Source organism: Pseudomonas sp. S2_H01, from assembly GCF_054668305.1.
The window spans coordinates 4,557,955-4,572,024 of record NZ_CP162756.1; the positions used below are offsets into that span (position 1 = coordinate 4,557,955).

Annotated in this window: 13 protein-coding genes; 8 read left to right on the forward strand and 5 right to left on the reverse strand. The window is 61.7% G+C overall.

The annotated features are described in order from the left end of the window. Positions 1 to 147: 147 nt before the first annotated feature. Together AB4N84_RS20450 and AB4N84_RS20455 are read right to left on the reverse strand one after the other, a co-directional pair. On the reverse strand, positions 148 to 1,461 hold the full coding sequence (locus AB4N84_RS20450; RefSeq protein WP_460042867.1) for a sensor histidine kinase: 1,314 nt from the start codon (positions 1,459 to 1,461) through the stop codon (positions 148 to 150). Continuing rightward, complete coding sequence (locus AB4N84_RS20455) at positions 1,458 to 2,198, reverse strand: response regulator (protein WP_074749374.1); 741 nt, start codon at positions 2,196 to 2,198, stop codon at positions 1,458 to 1,460. Before AB4N84_RS20455 ends, AB4N84_RS20450 begins: the two co-directional genes overlap by 4 nt. Positions 2,199 to 2,506: 308 nt before the next feature. Here AB4N84_RS20455 and AB4N84_RS20460 point away from each other — a divergent pair, with 308 nt between their 5' ends. The 5 genes from AB4N84_RS20460 to AB4N84_RS20480 all read left to right on the forward strand — a co-directional run bounded on the left by AB4N84_RS20460 (position 2,507) and on the right by AB4N84_RS20480 (position 6,453). Continuing rightward, complete coding sequence (locus AB4N84_RS20460; protein WP_460042868.1) at positions 2,507 to 2,770, forward strand: DUF2790 domain-containing protein; 264 nt, start codon at positions 2,507 to 2,509, stop codon at positions 2,768 to 2,770. A gap of 340 nt (positions 2,771 to 3,110) precedes the next feature. Further along, positions 3,111 to 5,066 (forward strand): AAA family ATPase, encoded by a 1,956-nt coding sequence (locus AB4N84_RS20465; RefSeq protein WP_460042870.1) that lies wholly within the window; start codon positions 3,111 to 3,113, stop codon positions 5,064 to 5,066. A gap of 78 nt (positions 5,067 to 5,144) precedes the next feature. Beyond that, entirely contained in the window at positions 5,145 to 5,246 is a 102-nt protein-coding gene (locus AB4N84_RS20470) for a hypothetical protein (protein ID WP_460047075.1), read from the forward strand. A gap of 120 nt (positions 5,247 to 5,366) precedes the next feature. Continuing rightward, positions 5,367 to 6,014, forward strand: coding sequence for a DUF6036 family nucleotidyltransferase (locus AB4N84_RS20475; protein ID WP_460042872.1), 648 nt, complete (start codon positions 5,367 to 5,369; stop codon positions 6,012 to 6,014). Then, the gene (locus AB4N84_RS20480) at positions 5,998 to 6,453 is read left to right on the forward strand and encodes a hypothetical protein (protein WP_074749378.1); all 456 of its coding nucleotides are present in this window, start codon (positions 5,998 to 6,000) and stop codon (positions 6,451 to 6,453) included. The genes AB4N84_RS20475 and AB4N84_RS20480 overlap by 17 nt, the downstream gene beginning before the upstream one ends. Before the next feature lie 172 nt (positions 6,454 to 6,625). Here AB4N84_RS20480 and qhpR read toward each other — a convergent pair whose 3' ends face one another. Next, positions 6,626 to 7,687, reverse strand: a complete 1,062-nt coding sequence (qhpR, locus tag AB4N84_RS20485) for an AraC-like transcriptional regulator QhpR (protein WP_460042874.1) — start codon at positions 7,685 to 7,687, stop codon at positions 6,626 to 6,628. Between the two features lie 415 nt (positions 7,688 to 8,102). On the opposite strand from qhpR, the gene eat reads away from it, so the two are divergent. Genes eat through eutC form a run of 3 tightly spaced genes read left to right on the forward strand, consistent with a single transcriptional unit; the run spans position 8,103 to position 11,766 of the window. Then, complete coding sequence (gene eat / locus AB4N84_RS20490) at positions 8,103 to 9,455, forward strand: ethanolamine permease (RefSeq protein ID WP_460042876.1); 1,353 nt, start codon at positions 8,103 to 8,105, stop codon at positions 9,453 to 9,455. Between the two features lie 52 nt (positions 9,456 to 9,507). Further along, positions 9,508 to 10,899 carry an ethanolamine ammonia-lyase subunit EutB gene (locus tag AB4N84_RS20495; RefSeq protein ID WP_074749381.1) on the forward strand — a complete coding sequence of 464 codons (1,392 nt, stop codon included), beginning with the start codon at positions 9,508 to 9,510 and terminating at the stop codon, positions 10,897 to 10,899. Positions 10,900 to 10,944: 45 nt separating this feature from the next. Next, positions 10,945 to 11,766 carry an ethanolamine ammonia-lyase subunit EutC gene (gene eutC, locus AB4N84_RS20500; RefSeq protein ID WP_460042878.1) on the forward strand — a complete coding sequence of 274 codons (822 nt, stop codon included), beginning with the start codon at positions 10,945 to 10,947 and terminating at the stop codon, positions 11,764 to 11,766. Between the two features lie 92 nt (positions 11,767 to 11,858). On the opposite strand, the gene AB4N84_RS20505 is transcribed toward eutC, so the two are convergent. Then, on the reverse strand, positions 11,859 to 13,013 hold the full coding sequence (locus AB4N84_RS20505) for a gamma-butyrobetaine dioxygenase (protein WP_074749383.1): 1,155 nt from the start codon (positions 13,011 to 13,013) through the stop codon (positions 11,859 to 11,861). Between the two features lie 50 nt (positions 13,014 to 13,063). Further along, positions 13,064 to 14,035: a DMT family transporter gene (locus AB4N84_RS20510; protein WP_460042879.1), complete on the reverse strand. Its 972-nt coding sequence runs from the start codon at positions 14,033 to 14,035 to the stop codon at positions 13,064 to 13,066. Between the last annotated feature and the right edge of the window lie 35 nt (positions 14,036 to 14,070).

Below are 14,070 nucleotides of genomic sequence, written 5' to 3' on the forward strand. Positions count from 1 at the left end.
GGGGTTCGTGCCACGTTAGCGCCTCTGGGGTGGCGTTTGAGATCCGCGCTTCGTGCAGGAACGGCTTGCCTGAGATTGCAGTGCGTCAGTGAAGCAGATGTCACAGACAGAATGCATTCGCGGGCAAGCGCGCTCCTACAGAGCGTATCAACCCACCTTCTTCGGCAAGCGCAGCTCGGCGCACAACCCACCGCCTTCCCGGTTGGACAGGCTCAACGTGCCACCCAGCGCAGAGGCGAGTTGCTGGGAAATCGCCAGGCCCAATCCCGTGCCGCCGGTATCACGGTTACGCGAACTCTCGACGCGATAGAACGGCTTGAGCACTTCCGGCAGCTCGGCCTCGGCAATGCCGGGGCCGCGGTCCAGGACCTGGATCGACAAGCCCTGGTCACCGAGGGTCTGCACCTTGATCTCGGCTGCGCCGGCGAATTTCAGCGCGTTGTCGGTGAGGTTCACCAAGACCCTGCGCAAGGCATGGGGACGGGTATCGATCACACCGCCGGTCTTTCCGCACAGCTGGACCTGCTTGTTCATGTCCTGATAGTCGAACGTCAGGCTGTCGAGGAACGAGTCCAGGTCCACCCGCCGAACGGCTTCGGTGGAGGTGTCCATGCTGCGCGCATAGGCCACGCCTTCCTGAACCAGGTGCTGCATTTCACTCAGGTCGCTCCACAGCTTGTCTTTCTCGACACCTTCATCCATGAACTCGGCGCGCAGCTTCATGCGGGTAATCGGGGTCTGCAGGTCGTGGGAAATGGCCGCCAACAATTGCATGCGCTCTTTGACGTAGGTCGCGATGCGTTGCTGCATGGTGTTGAACGCCACCGCCGCGAAGGCCACTTCGGTCGGGCCGCTTTCGTCCAGGCGGGTGCCTTCGCCGTTAGGGTCCAGGTTATCGACGGCCTCGGACAGGCGCGTCAGCGGGCGAATCGCGGTTCTCACGGCCAGCCAGGTGCAGGTAAACAGAAGCACCAATTGCACGATCAGCAGCAGGGGCAGCCAAGGCGACAACGGCATGATCGAGGGGCGAACGTCGATCGTCAGCGGGGAGCCGTCGCTGAGCGTCAGGTGCGCCTGATAGTGTGGGCGAATATCCGGCACGTCCTGAAAGCGCAAGGTGTATTCGCGGCCGAGCGTGGCCTGCATCGAGCGCACCGAGACCGGCGAATGACTCATGTCCATCGCCGTGCCCGGCTGACCGGTGCCGAGGATGTAACGATAATTGGCGTGTTCGAAGCGCGGTAGCCAGGCTTCACGCTCATTGGCGGGCAAACGTTCCAGTACGGCAACGGTGGTGGTCAGGTCCTGCTCCAGGTTACCCAGCATCAGGGTCATCGCGCTCTGATAACGCTCGTAGAACTGCAACCCGAACGACAAGCCGTGAGCCAGCACCAGGCTGATCAGAAAGATCAGCGACAGCCGGGAGGCCAGGGTCCGCGGCCATCCGAACGTCAGCTTCATGCCTCGTCCCCGAGGATTTCGACGGCGTAGGTGAAGACATAACCTTCACTGCGCACGGTCTTGATGTAGGCCGGATCCCGCGCATCGTCTTGCAGGCGCTGGCGCAGGCGGCTGACCAGCAGGTCGATGGAGCGGTCGAACAGGTCGGCGTCACGGCCCTGGGTCAGGTTCAACAGTTGATCGCGGCTCAGCACCCGTTGCGGGTGATCGAGGAAGGTGCGCAGCAGGCGGTATTCGGCGCCGCTGAGCGTGACAACGGTGCCTTGGGCATCCAGCAGGTGACGGGCGGTGGTGTCCAGTTTCCATTTGCCGAATGCCAGCAGACGACCGCTCTCGCTGACGATCAGGTTGGGTGGCAGCATCCGGGTACGGCGTAGCACGGAGTTGATGCGCGCCAGCAACTCACGGGCGGCGAAGGGCTTGACCAGGTAATCGTCGGCGCCCATTTCCAGGCCGATGATGCGGTCGGTTTCGTCGCTGCGGGCCGTGAGCATCAATACGGGGGTGGTCTTGTGCTTGCCCGCGCGCAGTTCGCGGCACAGCAGCAGGCCGTCGTCGCCGGGCATCATGATGTCCAGCACGATCAGGTCCACGGGGGTCGACTCCAGGAACGAGCGCATCTGGCGGCCGTCGGCGACCACCGTGGTGCGCAATCCGTTCTTCTTCAGGTAGTTGCCCACCAGCTCCCGAATTTCGCGATCGTCGTCGACAATCAGAATGTGGTCTACGTGCTCCATTGCCTCAGCTCCCCGTTTTCATTGACGTGTGGCGCATCTTACCCAGCTGCGCAGGGCTTGCCTGCCGCCCTTTGTATTGCACTGTATCTGATCCTGCGACGAATACATCCGGATGCAAAAAGCGCATTTTTCAATGCGAATGTATCGCTGTGTATCCAGACCACGCCATGACACTTAAAGATGATTTTCAGGCATTTCCCGACACATCCGGGACACCTGCGAGGCATTCAATGGGACCCATCGAGACAACACAGGCACACCGTCTCGCACTCAAACGACGAATGACCCATTGAACCTCGGAGAACACCATGAACATGAAGAACATCGGAATCGCCACGCTGTTTGCCGCCCTGAGCCTCGGTGCGTTTTCGGCTCAAGCCCAGGACAGCGTTCCTGCACACAGCTACATGTATGGTGAACACCTGGACATCGCCAGGGCCCTGTCTACCGAAGTCGATGCAACACCCACCTGCGGTCTGGTCAATACGCACCTCAACTACGTCGATTCTCACGGCCAGAAGCAGACCCTGAATTACCGCACCGTTACTCAGGACTGCGCAGGGGACAACTGATCCCGGCGTGTTCGGCCTGTTGGCGAGCGCACGAGTCGGGTGTGATGGGTTTTGATGCAGCGCCAGCAAAATCGGGCGTCCCGTTTGTACCTGAGACGCCCCATGCACAGGTTTTGCTGCCGGTTCCCGGCAGATCGCGGGATATGCCAGGCTCCTGCAGCGTGCGGTTAGATACCTCCAGAGAGGCTGTAAATGTGATGCGATGACGGCCGTTGCTTTGCCCTGCCGAATCGGCATGACAACGTGGTGGGCGACGGGGCGTCGGGAAGGGTAAGCTGTTGCGTCATCTTCCGCTGTTTCTGCCCCACGCCGTCGCGTTTATCAGGACGATTGCCCCGTAATGAGTTCACCCGGTCCGTTTGCTCCACCGCCCTCGCTGTTTTTACCCGTGACCGAAGAGGCGGCTCAAAGCCTGGCCGCCGGCGAGTCGCTGGACGATTTTCTCGCCGAGGCGACCCGGGCGCAGCTCGCTGCCCTCATGCTGTTGATCAACCTCAACGCACTGGTCGAGCAAAACACGCCCATCGAGAAGCTGGAGCGCATGCTTGACGATGTCATGCGTGCGGCGCTGTCGATGGAAGAGGCGGGCGGGTCGTTCGGCGATCTGCTGCGCATGCGCTTCAACGCCGCCCACCTCGCGCAGGGCCTGAGTGTTCTGGAAGTGGCAGGCATCAGCTTGCTTGAGGCGCACGAAGTCGACGATGAGGACTACCTCGACGATGAAGGCCATTGGGACTTCGGTTTTGGCAAACGCCATCGCCAGACCCTCGAGCCCCTGACCCGCGAAGTGGTCCTGCCGACGGGCGACCTGCTGTATCTGAGCGACCAGCAGAGCCGGATCTTCGACGAGTTCCGTGGCTGCCAGGATGAGTCGTTTCATTTGCAGGCCTACGCGGGCGTCGGCAAGACCTTCCTGCTGGCGAAGTTCTTCGAAACGCTGCCCGCTGAAACGACCTTGCTCATGGCGACGTACCCGCAACAGGTCAAGGCGCTGGAGGATCGCGTCAGGCAGAGTGATCCGAGCCGAAAGCTCCACGCCTGCACCTTCGGCCACATGGCCAACCTGCTGCTCAATCGCGACCAGACTTCGGCCGGTTGGCGCAACACGGGCAGGCAGCGCACCGGCGCCGACTCGCTGGTGTCCGATCAGCAAGTCGCCGAATGGCTGAACCTGCAAACGGTTGGCAATCTGCCTCCCCGGCAGGTGGCATGGGTGTGCCGCACCACGGTTTACAGCTTTTGCCTGTCGCCGCTGCCCACCCTTGAGCCGCGGCATCTGCCGTCATTGGGGTACGCCGCCAGTCAGGCGGACATCGCCATGCTGCTGGAATACAGCCGGCTGTTGTGGCGGGAAACCGTCCGGCCTTCCGCGCCGCACATCCGTTTGCCGGTGCGCAACAGCCATCGCATCAAGTTCCTCTCGATGACCTCGGAAGTGGTCTTCGAAAACTTCACCCACATCATCATCGATGAAAGCCACGAACTGACCGCGCCGATGGTGCAGATCCTCGATCGGAGCCCACAGGCAGTGATCACGCTGGGCGATGAGTTTCAGCAACTGAGCGGCAAGGCGCCGCGTCATGGGGGTTCGATTCGTCAGCGGTTCATGACCCAGTCGATCCGTGCCGGGCGGCAGATGGCCGACGTCCTCAACCCGCTGATTCAGCTGCACCCCAGCGATATCAAAGAAGGCTTCGTCGGGCGCGCGCCTTACCCGACGCGCATCATCGGCCACAGCGTCATGCCGATTCCGGACAAACCCACCACGATTCTGGTTGCCAACGAATGGGGCCTGTTCGCCTGGTTCAAGCGTTTGACCGAAGCCGGTGCGCGGTTTCAATTGCCGGCGGGCACGGCTCAGGACCTGACCCTGTTCATCAAGGGCCTGGTGCTGCTTTACCGTGAAGACCTGCGGCCCCAGCATCGCCTGATCTTTCGTTACACCCATTGGGACGCGCTGGCTAAAGCCATGGGCGGCAGTCACGAATTCAAGGCGGTGCACGAGTGGCTGGGGCAAGGCAACACGGAGCCGCAGTTTGCCGAGACGTTGCAACGGTTCTGCAGCGAACCTGGCGCCATCCTCAAGCTGGCGAAGGTCGAAGACGTTAAGAACCAGGAGTTCGACACCGTGCTGCTCTCCCGCGACCTGATGCGTCCTCCGCGCACCGGTTCGCCGCATTCACTGGCCAGCGTCTGCTCGCTGCTGTACACCGCCAGCTCGCGGGCTCGGCATGAACTGTTGTTGCCGGGGAACCTGAATGACTGGCTGCAGGACATCGGGCGCAAGGAGTCATGAGTCCATTCCCTCTCTGATAGCGAAGCTTTCGCCGCCTCCGTTGCAGGCGATGAGGGCGTACTCCACGCCGCCCGACTGCTGTCACAGGAAATCAGCTGCAACATGGGCATGCTCGGCGTGTGCTCGCTGGACGAAGTGGATCGCGCGGTGTTGATGCGGGAGGGGGAAGAGTTCTTGTAGAGGGCCGACGCCTGCCTGAATTGGCGGCGCGTCCTACGAGTCGCCGTGGAATCGCCTGACTTACCGTTTGCCTTGGCATTGTTAAGTTGCTGACCGATCAATTCGGTGCAGGGATGAACGATGAACGAGGGCAATTCAGGTGATGTCAGGCCTGCCGTACTCAACTGCGAGACCCCGTTAGGGCAGGCACTGATTTCGATGTTTGGTTCTCTGGCCCGGGAACTGGAAGCTGAAAATGCCCCGCCGGGCGCGCTCAGGGTCATTGTCTTCGGCGGGTGTGCGGTTCACCTCTACACCAGCCATAGGGTGTCGATGGATGTTGATGCGGAGTTCTTTTCAACGACGCTGCCTTCAGAGATTGACGTCTGCAGATTGCTCGCTGAACTTCCCGAAGAGTTTCTGGATGACCAAACGGGACGCTTGATCGAGTTGACCTATGATTTAAATTTCTCGACCGGCCTCGGCCCGTTGCACGAAGATTATCTTGAACGAGGCCTACGACTGCCTACATTCGATTCTGCGTCACCCCTTCATGTATTCATTGCGTCGCCCGTTGATATCGCTATCTCGAAGCTCGGTCGTGCCACTGATCAAGACATCAGCGACATTTTCGCTCTATTACGCACTGGTTTCATTCTGGCTGCCGAATTTGAGCGCTTGGCCTTGGAGGCGATTGATTGCTATGTTGGCAATCATGAGCCACCGACTTCGATTCTGAAGAACATCCTGCAGGACTATCTGGAGACCGCAGATGACCAAACCTTCTGATCGCCACATTCTTTCTGAAGCATTGGACAGCCTAGGCAGGGGCCCACTGAGTCTGGCCGATGATGAGACCTTGATAAGTGCCGCTCAAGAGGTTTGGTATGAGCATTCGAGCCTTGAATCCGAACTTCGGCTCTTTCTTGCGCGTAGCCCCGATGAGGTAGCGGTGCGCCGAGCGGGTTATTTTTTGGAGAAGCTGACTCGATTTACCTGCCTCAGTGAGGAACGAGCGTCTGAAGCGCTTTACTCACTGAGTCTGCTACTCAAGCGTTATCGGAGCCAGGATGAACTGAGTGACACACCTGGAGCGCGGCTACGTGAGCGGCGCGACAGGCTTGCCCTGTGTTGGGGGCTGGATGAAGGACTTGGATTGAAAATCCAGACGCTGTTGCCTTACCAGACCCGGCACTATGCAGCTTCTCGAAACGACGCTTTCAAATAGCATCAGCCTGGGGCTCACTCAAAAGACGCTCCGTGGGGCCTGCGCCGAACGGCCCCCTGCCTTCACCAGCACGCTAAACCCCACGGATTCAGCATCCGCCATTGAGTGGCAGGTCGGTGATTTCCTGAGACAGGTACGTTCGGCACGAGAGTTATAAAGGGTGGCACAGCGTTTACTGGGTGTTGACCGCCGCGCTGCGCCACTGCTTGGGGCTCAACCCAAACCAGCGCTTGAACGCCCGGGAGAAGGCGCTGGTCTCGGAGTAACCCAGCATGGAGGCGAGTTGGGTGACGCTGAGGTTCTGCTGTTTGAGGTGGGCGATGGCCGAGTCCTGGCGAATCTGGTCCACCAGTTGCGTGAAGCTCAGGCCCTGTTCGCGCAGCTTGCGTTGCAAGGCCCATTCGGAAAGACCGAGGTGGTGGGCGATTTCGTCCAGTGCCGGTTCACCCAGGTGCAGCGTGGCGAGGATGGTCTGCCGGGCACGTTCCAGCAGGCTGATCTCGCTGCCGTTGTCGCCCAACTGGCGAATGGCGTCCTTGATCAGCATCAGCAGGATCGGGTCGCTGCCCGGCATGGCCTTACCGACCAGTTCCCGCTTGGGAATCAGCAGCGAATTGCAGCCTTGGCCAAAGCTGACGTCGGCATGAAAGGTGTCGCGGTGTTCGTGCCATTCCTGCGGTCTGGCGTGTTCGAAGGCCACTTGCCGAGGCGCCCAGTCCGGGCCCAGCACATGACGCACCAGATTCATCGCCATGCCCATGGTCAGTTCGGCGTCCTGGCGACGCTCATGGATCGCGCCGTGCCGGACCTGATAGTCGAAGCGGTAGCAGTCCCCTTGATCCACCAGTTCGATCAATGTGCTGTGCTGGTGGAACGGAAAGGCTTGCGAGAAGTTGATGAGGGCGTCTTCCAGGGTTGCGGAACACAACCCGATGTAGCCCAGCAGACCCAGCGCCTGAGGCTGAAATTGCTGGCCATAACGCAGGCCGAAGTTGTCGCAGCCGGTTTGCCAGGCGGCTTCCTCGAGCACTTTGCAGTAGTTGGTCAGGGGCAGGCTGAGCGTGGGGTGCAGCAGTTGCTCGGGATCGATGCCGGCACAGCCGAACACCCGATCAAGGTCGCCGCCGTGCTGCACGATGAAGCCATCCAGACCGTTGGCGGCAGCCGACAGCACGCCGCGATTGCTGGCGGCGGGGGAGGTCGGTGCAGCGCTGGGGATGAGGGTCTGAAGCATCGAGATGAAGGGCCGTCAGGGTCTGTATGAATTTTATTCAAGCAAATGTCGTACCTTGTTACGGTTTGACGCCGACCTGTAGGAGCGCGCTTGCCCGCGATTGCGGTGTATCTGCACCCCATCCTTCTGCTGACACACCGCAATCGCGGGCAAGCGCGCTCCTACAAAGAACGTTTGACTCGCCTCGATTGCTACCCTTCAACTCACCCGCTGAATGCCGATCTGGGTAAAGCAGTGACCCTCTATAAAGCACACCCTCATTTCACGCGCCGCCTTGGCGCACCCCGCGCCAATACCCGAAAAACTTGACCGCACACGACAACCCGCGTCCTGTACGGTCAAGCCTTGCCGGTAAACCTGTGGCTATGCTCGACGTCAGGCAAATACCGTCGCTTGGCTACCGGGGTACACACTCATGACCGCTACACAACTCAAACCGACATTGGGAACCCTGCACCTGTGGGGACTGGCCGTAGGCCTGGTGATTTCCGGCGAATACTTCGGCTGGAGCTATGGCTGGGGCACGGCGGGGACGCTGGGCTTTTTGGTCACCACGCTGATGGTGGCGGTGATGTACACCTGCTTCATTTTCAGCTTCACCGAACTCACCACAGCAATCCCCAACGCGGGCGGCCCCTTCGCCTACAGCCTGCGTGCGTTCGGCGTGACCGGCGGGATGATTGCCGGGCTCGCGACGCTGATCGAATTCGTGTTTGCGCCACCGGCCATCGCGATGGCCATTGGCGCGTACCTCAATGTGCAGTATCCGTCCCTTGATCCGCGGGTCGCCGCGATCGGGGCGTACCTCGTGTTCATGACCCTCAACATCCTCGGCGTCAGCATCGCCGCGACGTTCGAACTGGTGGTGACCGTGCTCGCCGTCGCCGAACTGCTGGTGTTCATGGGCGTGGTCGCGCCGGGGTTCAGCTTCAGCAATTTCGTGCTCGGCGGCTGGGCCGGTTCCGACACCTTCAGCCTGCCCGCGATCAGCGGGATTTTCGCGGCGATTCCGTTTGCCATCTGGTTCTTCCTCGCCATCGAAGGCGCGGCCATGGCCGCTGAAGAAGCCAAAGACCCGAAACGCACCATTCCGCGTGCCTACGTCGCGGGGATTCTGACCCTGGTGGTGCTGGCAATTGGTGTGATGATCTTCGCCGGCGGCGTGGGTGACTGGCGTGCGCTGTCGAACATCAACGACCCGTTGCCACAGGCGATGAAGGCCGTTGTCGGCAACAACTCCAACTGGATGCACATGCTGGTGTGGATCGGCCTGTTCGGTCTGGTCGCCAGTTTCCACGGCATCATCCTGGGCTACTCGCGCCAGTTCTTCGCTCTGGCCCGGGCCGGTTTCCTGCCGCCGAGCCTGGCCAAGCTGTCGCGCTTTCAGACGCCGCACCGTGCCATTCTTGCCGGGGGCGTTGTCGGTATCCTGGCCATCCTCAGCGACGGCCTGGTCAACCTGCAGGGCATGACCCTGACCGCCGCGATGATCACCATGTCGGTATTTGGCGCTATCGTGATGTACATCGTCAGCATGCTGAGCCTGTTCAAACTGCGTCGCAGCGAACCGGATCTGGAACGCAGCTTCCGTGCGCCGGGCTACCCGATCGTGCCGGGCATCGCGTTGGTGCTGGCGGTGGTGTGCCTGATCGCGATGGTCTGGTTCAATCTGGTGATCTGCGGCATCTTCCTGTGCCTGATGGCACTGGGTGCGCTGTTCGTCAAAGTCGTGCGCAGTCGCGGCACAGTGGTTGCAGTGGCTCGTTGAAGTCGCTGCAGTGGCCGGTTAATCAAGTGAGTCGATAGAAGGAAGGTTACGCATGAGCTTTTCCCACAGCATCGGTGGCATGGTCTGGCGCTTCGACAGCCTGCGGGAACTCATGGCCAAGGCCAGCCCTGCACGCTCCGGGGACTTCCTCGCCGAAGTCGCCGCCACCAGTGACGCGGAACGTGCGGCGGCGCAAATGGCCCTGGCCGAGGTGCCGCTCAAGCGCTTTCTCAACGAGGCGCTGATTCCGTACGAGGAGGACGAAGTCACCCGGCTGATCGTGGACACTCATGACCTGGCGGCGTTTTCGGTGGTCAGTCACCTGACGGTCGGCGGTTTCCGCGACTGGCTGTTGGGTGACGAGGCCACCGAGGCCAGCCTCAAGGCACTGGCGCCGGGATTGACCCCGGAAATGGCGGCGGCGGTGTCGAAGATCATGCGCGTGCAGGATCTGGTACTGGTGGCGCAGAAGATTCGCGTGGTCACCCGTTTTCGCAACACCGTGGGCCTGCGCGGGCGGATGTCCACCCGCTTGCAGCCCAATCACCCCACCGATGACCCAGCGGGCATCGCGGCCAGCGTGCTCGACGGTTTGCTGTATGGCAACGGCGACGCCATGATCGGCATCAACCCGGCCACTGACAGCATCAGCGCCATCACCGAACTGCTGAAAATGCTCGACGGCGTGATTCGCCATTACGACATTCCTACCCAGTCCTGTGTGCTGACTCACGTTACCTCCTCGGTCGCAGCCATCGAGAAAGGCGTGCCGGTGGATCTGGTGTTTCAGTCCATTACCGGCACCGAAGCGGCCAACAGCAGCTTCGGCATCAGCCTGGAGATTCTGCGCGAAGGCTACGAAGCGGGCCTGAGCCTGAACCGTGGCACGCTCGGCAACAACCTGATGTACTTCGAAACGGGGCAGGGCAGCGCGCTGTCAGCCAACGCTCATCATGGCGTTGACCAGCAGACCTGCGAGGCCCGTGCCTATGCCGTGGCGCGGCATTTCAACCCGTTCCTGGTCAACACCGTGGTCGGTTTCATCGGCCCGGAATACCTGTACAACGGCAAGCAGATCATCCGCGCGGGCCTGGAAGATCACTTCTGCGGCAAGCTGCTGGGCGTGCCGATGGGCTGTGACATCTGCTACACCAATCATGCCGAAGCCGATCAGGACGACATGGACATGCTGCTGACACTGCTCGGTGTGGCGGGCATCAATTTCATCATGGGCATTCCCGGCTCCGACGATGTGATGCTCAACTACCAGACCACTTCGTTCCACGATGCGCTGTACGCGCGCAAGACGCTGGGCCTGCGCCCGGCGCCGGAGTTCGAGGCATGGCTGACGCGCATGGACATCCTGCGTCAGGACGATGGCGGCGTGCGTCTGGGGCAAGGCGTGCCACCGTTGTTCCGTCAGGCGCTTGCGCAGTTGAAATAACGCGATCGACACAGCAGTAGCCGTGAAAAGAGAGAAGGAAGGGCCATGAGCGATGACCACAGTAAATCCCCCGCGCAAGCCGATGCCTGGCGTCAGCTGCGCTCGCTGACCTCGGCGCGGATTGCCTTGGGGCACGCGGGCACGAGCCTGCCGACCGCCGCACAACTGGATTTCCAGTTTGCTCACGCGCAAGCCAGAGACGCTGTGCACTTGCCCTTCGATCACGCCGCCCTCAGTGAGCAGTTGGCGGCGCGCCAGCGCGAAACGCTGACGGTCCACAGTTCCGCCTCAGACCGAAACGTCTACCTGCAACGGCCCGACCTGGGACGTCGCTTGTCGGCGGACTCGGTTGAGCAATTGCGCACTTACGCCCAAGCGCACGCTGACGGCTTCGATCTGGCGGTGGTCGTGGCGGACGGCCTGTCGTCGCTGGCCGTGCAGCGCCATAGCCCGGCGATGCTCGAACGCATCGATGAGCTGGCGGCTGCCGAGGGCTGGAGCGTTGCGCCCGTGGTGCTGGTCGAGCAGGGCCGTGTCGCGGTGGCGGATGAAGTGGCCGAAGTGCTCAAGGCGCGGATGGTGGTGATTCTGATCGGTGAGCGGCCGGGCCTGAGTTCGCCGGACAGCCTGGGCCTGTATTTCACTTACGCGCCTCGGGTCGGCCTCAACGATGCGGCGCGCAATTGCATCTCCAACGTGCGGCTGGAAGGCATGAGCTACGCGATGGCCGCGCACAAGTTGCTGTACTTGATGCGCGAAGCCTGGCGGCGGCAGTTGTCCGGTGTGAACCTGAAAGATGACGCGCAGGTGCCGGTACTGGAGGCGGGCGAAGGCGTGCGTCCGGGTAACTTCCTGATCGGCGGATGACGGTCGACAGCCTGCTGCACAATGAGCGTTGTAAGCGCCGGCGTGCAGCGGGCCGGCGCCTGCAAAAACGTGTTCACTCCAGGTTAGGACCGTCAACGCTGCAACACCCATATCCGCGACAGCAGTTCATCCCTATCCACGTAGCACCCCTGAAAATGCCGTGCGCCGCTGGCAGGATCGAAGGCGTCGCGGGCGTGCAGGGTGCGCCGGTTGTCGAAACACCACAATTGCCCGGCCTCCAGGCGCTGATGAAATTGGAAGCGTGCTTCGCGGGTCATTTCGATGAAGCGCCGATAGGCGCGGTAATACGGCAGCACCCATTGAGGCGGTAGATTGAGCGGTCCGCGCAGAAAGTTCGCCATACGGATTTCCGCAACCTCGCCCAAGGCGTCCAGCGCAATCACCGGGGCCAGGCAGCGGTAGTCGCTGCGCCGGTCCTTGTTGCGAAACTCCACCGGGATTTCGCAGAGCAAACGGTAGGCGTCCGGGTCTTCCTGACGCAGCGTTTGCGCAATCGCGAAGCCATCGACGAAGCGACTGTCGCCGCCCTCGGCGTCGTTCACCAGGCAATGCAGAAACTGCAGGCCGGGCTGCAACTCGCGGGTCGGCAGGTCAGTGTGCAACGGCAGGTTGAAGGCGGTGTAGGCGTTGCTGTCGGCATCGGCCCTGGATTGCACGTTGAACAGCACGCCGAAATTGCTCTGGCGAATGAACGAGATTCGCTCAGCCAGCGCACTCAGCGAACCCGGCGCGGTGGGTACGCCCCGCACCTGCGTCAGACCGATGTCGCGCACCGCCAGCAGCCAGTCGAGCAAGGCCTTTGGGTCTTCCATCACCGCGTCGTACTCGAACACCGGCAATTCCAGTCCAGCCACCCAGTGCCGCTTGTTCACACGTCTGGCCTGTTGTTCGGCGCGCGATGCCTCGTCGTAGGCATGGGCGCGTAACCAGCCGGGGTCGAAACGGCTTTCGTGACCGTCATCCCATTGGACGTGCAGCGCGCCGTCGCGATCGACCTCAACGCTCATCGCCTGCAGGGTTTCCGGCACGTCGGCGATCTCGAACACCTGCTCGCGGGTGACGCTGTACACGCATTGCGGGCACGGGCAGTTGTCGCGCAACCACAGGTGATGAAAGGGGCTGCGGCGTTGATCCGCCCATGTCACCTCGATCAGATCGGGTGCCAGCGTTACACGGAGCAGCGGGCTGATCAGCGGGTAGGTGCGGTAGTCGGCGATGGCGTTCATGGGCAATGCTCCTGAGTCTGTGCGGTGGAAAGTCAACCCTGTGGCGCGGATCACTGGGCAGCGGATCGGCAATGCTCGGATCGGCGAGGCGCGAGGATGATGCGCACCGCATACACGGTGCCAAACAGGATCAGCGCCAGACCGGTGGCTTCAGCCGGGGTGGGCAAGCGCCCGTGAAACGCGAGGCCCAGTGCGGTGGCGAAAAACGATTCGAGCGCGATCAATTGCCCGGACAGCACCATCGGCAGACGCCGGGAAGCGAGGTTCCAGGCCCAGGCGCCAATCACGGAAGAGAGCAGCGCGATCAGCATCGCCCAGCCGTACAGGCGCATGGCGGCGGGTGTGTCGATGCCCTGAACCGGCAGTTGCAGCCAATGCGAGGCCCACGCCAGCGGTGTCAGCAGTACGGCCGCCAGACCCGCGCCGATCATCATCAGGCAGGTCCAGGCGCTGGTGGCGCGGCTGTGGAGGTGTTCCATCGTGGCCTGATTGACAACGCTGAACGAGAGCCAGATCAGCACGGCACCCAGCGAAAATGCCAACCCTGCCCCTAGATGCGTATTGGCATCCGGCGGGTCGCGCAGCACTTGCAGGTTGATCAGGCCCAGACCCAGGCTCAGCAAGGCAATCGGCATCGCCAACTGGCCCCAGCGCAAGGCCCGGTCGCGGGCGTTACCCAGCAAGGCCTGCAACACCGGGACCGCGCCGATGAAGGCGGCGATCATCAACGGGCCGCCGTAAATCACGCCGCCCGCGATGCAACTGCTGTAAGCCAGATACCCCAATGCGCCCAATCCCATGCCGGTAATCCACTGCCGTGGGCGCAGGCCGCGCAGTTGCGAGCGATACAGGGGCAGCAGCAAGACGCCCAGCGCGCCGGCCATCATGAAACGCACCAGCATGAAGTCCTGAATGCTGTAGCCCTGCAGCACGTACGGCGCAATGAAGTTGCACGCCCAGCTCAACGTCGCGAGCACCGCGAACGCCACGCCTTGCAAGAGGATTGAACGGGGTAGTTTCATGGGCTGCCTTAAGCGCTGAGAGGGTCGAGAGCTGT

What these genes read in the sequence shown, in the direction of transcription:
- AB4N84_RS20450 (WP_460042867.1), bottom strand. Translation starts at nt 1,461, where the DNA reads ATGAAGCTGACGTTCGGATGGCCGCGGACCCTGGCCTCCCGGCTGTCG.
- AB4N84_RS20455 (WP_074749374.1), bottom strand. Translation starts at nt 2,198, where the DNA reads ATGGAGCACGTAGACCACATTCTGATTGTCGACGACGATCGCGAAATT.
- AB4N84_RS20460 (WP_460042868.1), top strand. Translation starts at nt 2,507, where the DNA reads ATGAACATGAAGAACATCGGAATCGCCACGCTGTTTGCCGCCCTGAGC.
- AB4N84_RS20465 (WP_460042870.1), top strand. Translation starts at nt 3,111, where the DNA reads ATGAGTTCACCCGGTCCGTTTGCTCCACCGCCCTCGCTGTTTTTACCC.
- AB4N84_RS20475 (WP_460042872.1), top strand. Translation starts at nt 5,367, where the DNA reads ATGAACGAGGGCAATTCAGGTGATGTCAGGCCTGCCGTACTCAACTGC.
- AB4N84_RS20480 (WP_074749378.1), top strand. Translation starts at nt 5,998, where the DNA reads ATGACCAAACCTTCTGATCGCCACATTCTTTCTGAAGCATTGGACAGC.
- qhpR (WP_460042874.1), bottom strand. Translation starts at nt 7,687, where the DNA reads ATGCTTCAGACCCTCATCCCCAGCGCTGCACCGACCTCCCCCGCCGCC.
- eat (WP_460042876.1), top strand. Translation starts at nt 8,103, where the DNA reads ATGACCGCTACACAACTCAAACCGACATTGGGAACCCTGCACCTGTGG.
- AB4N84_RS20495 (WP_074749381.1), top strand. Translation starts at nt 9,508, where the DNA reads ATGAGCTTTTCCCACAGCATCGGTGGCATGGTCTGGCGCTTCGACAGC.
- eutC (WP_460042878.1), top strand. Translation starts at nt 10,945, where the DNA reads ATGAGCGATGACCACAGTAAATCCCCCGCGCAAGCCGATGCCTGGCGT.
- AB4N84_RS20505 (WP_074749383.1), bottom strand. Translation starts at nt 13,013, where the DNA reads ATGAACGCCATCGCCGACTACCGCACCTACCCGCTGATCAGCCCGCTG.
- AB4N84_RS20510 (WP_460042879.1), bottom strand. Translation starts at nt 14,035, where the DNA reads ATGAAACTACCCCGTTCAATCCTCTTGCAAGGCGTGGCGTTCGCGGTG.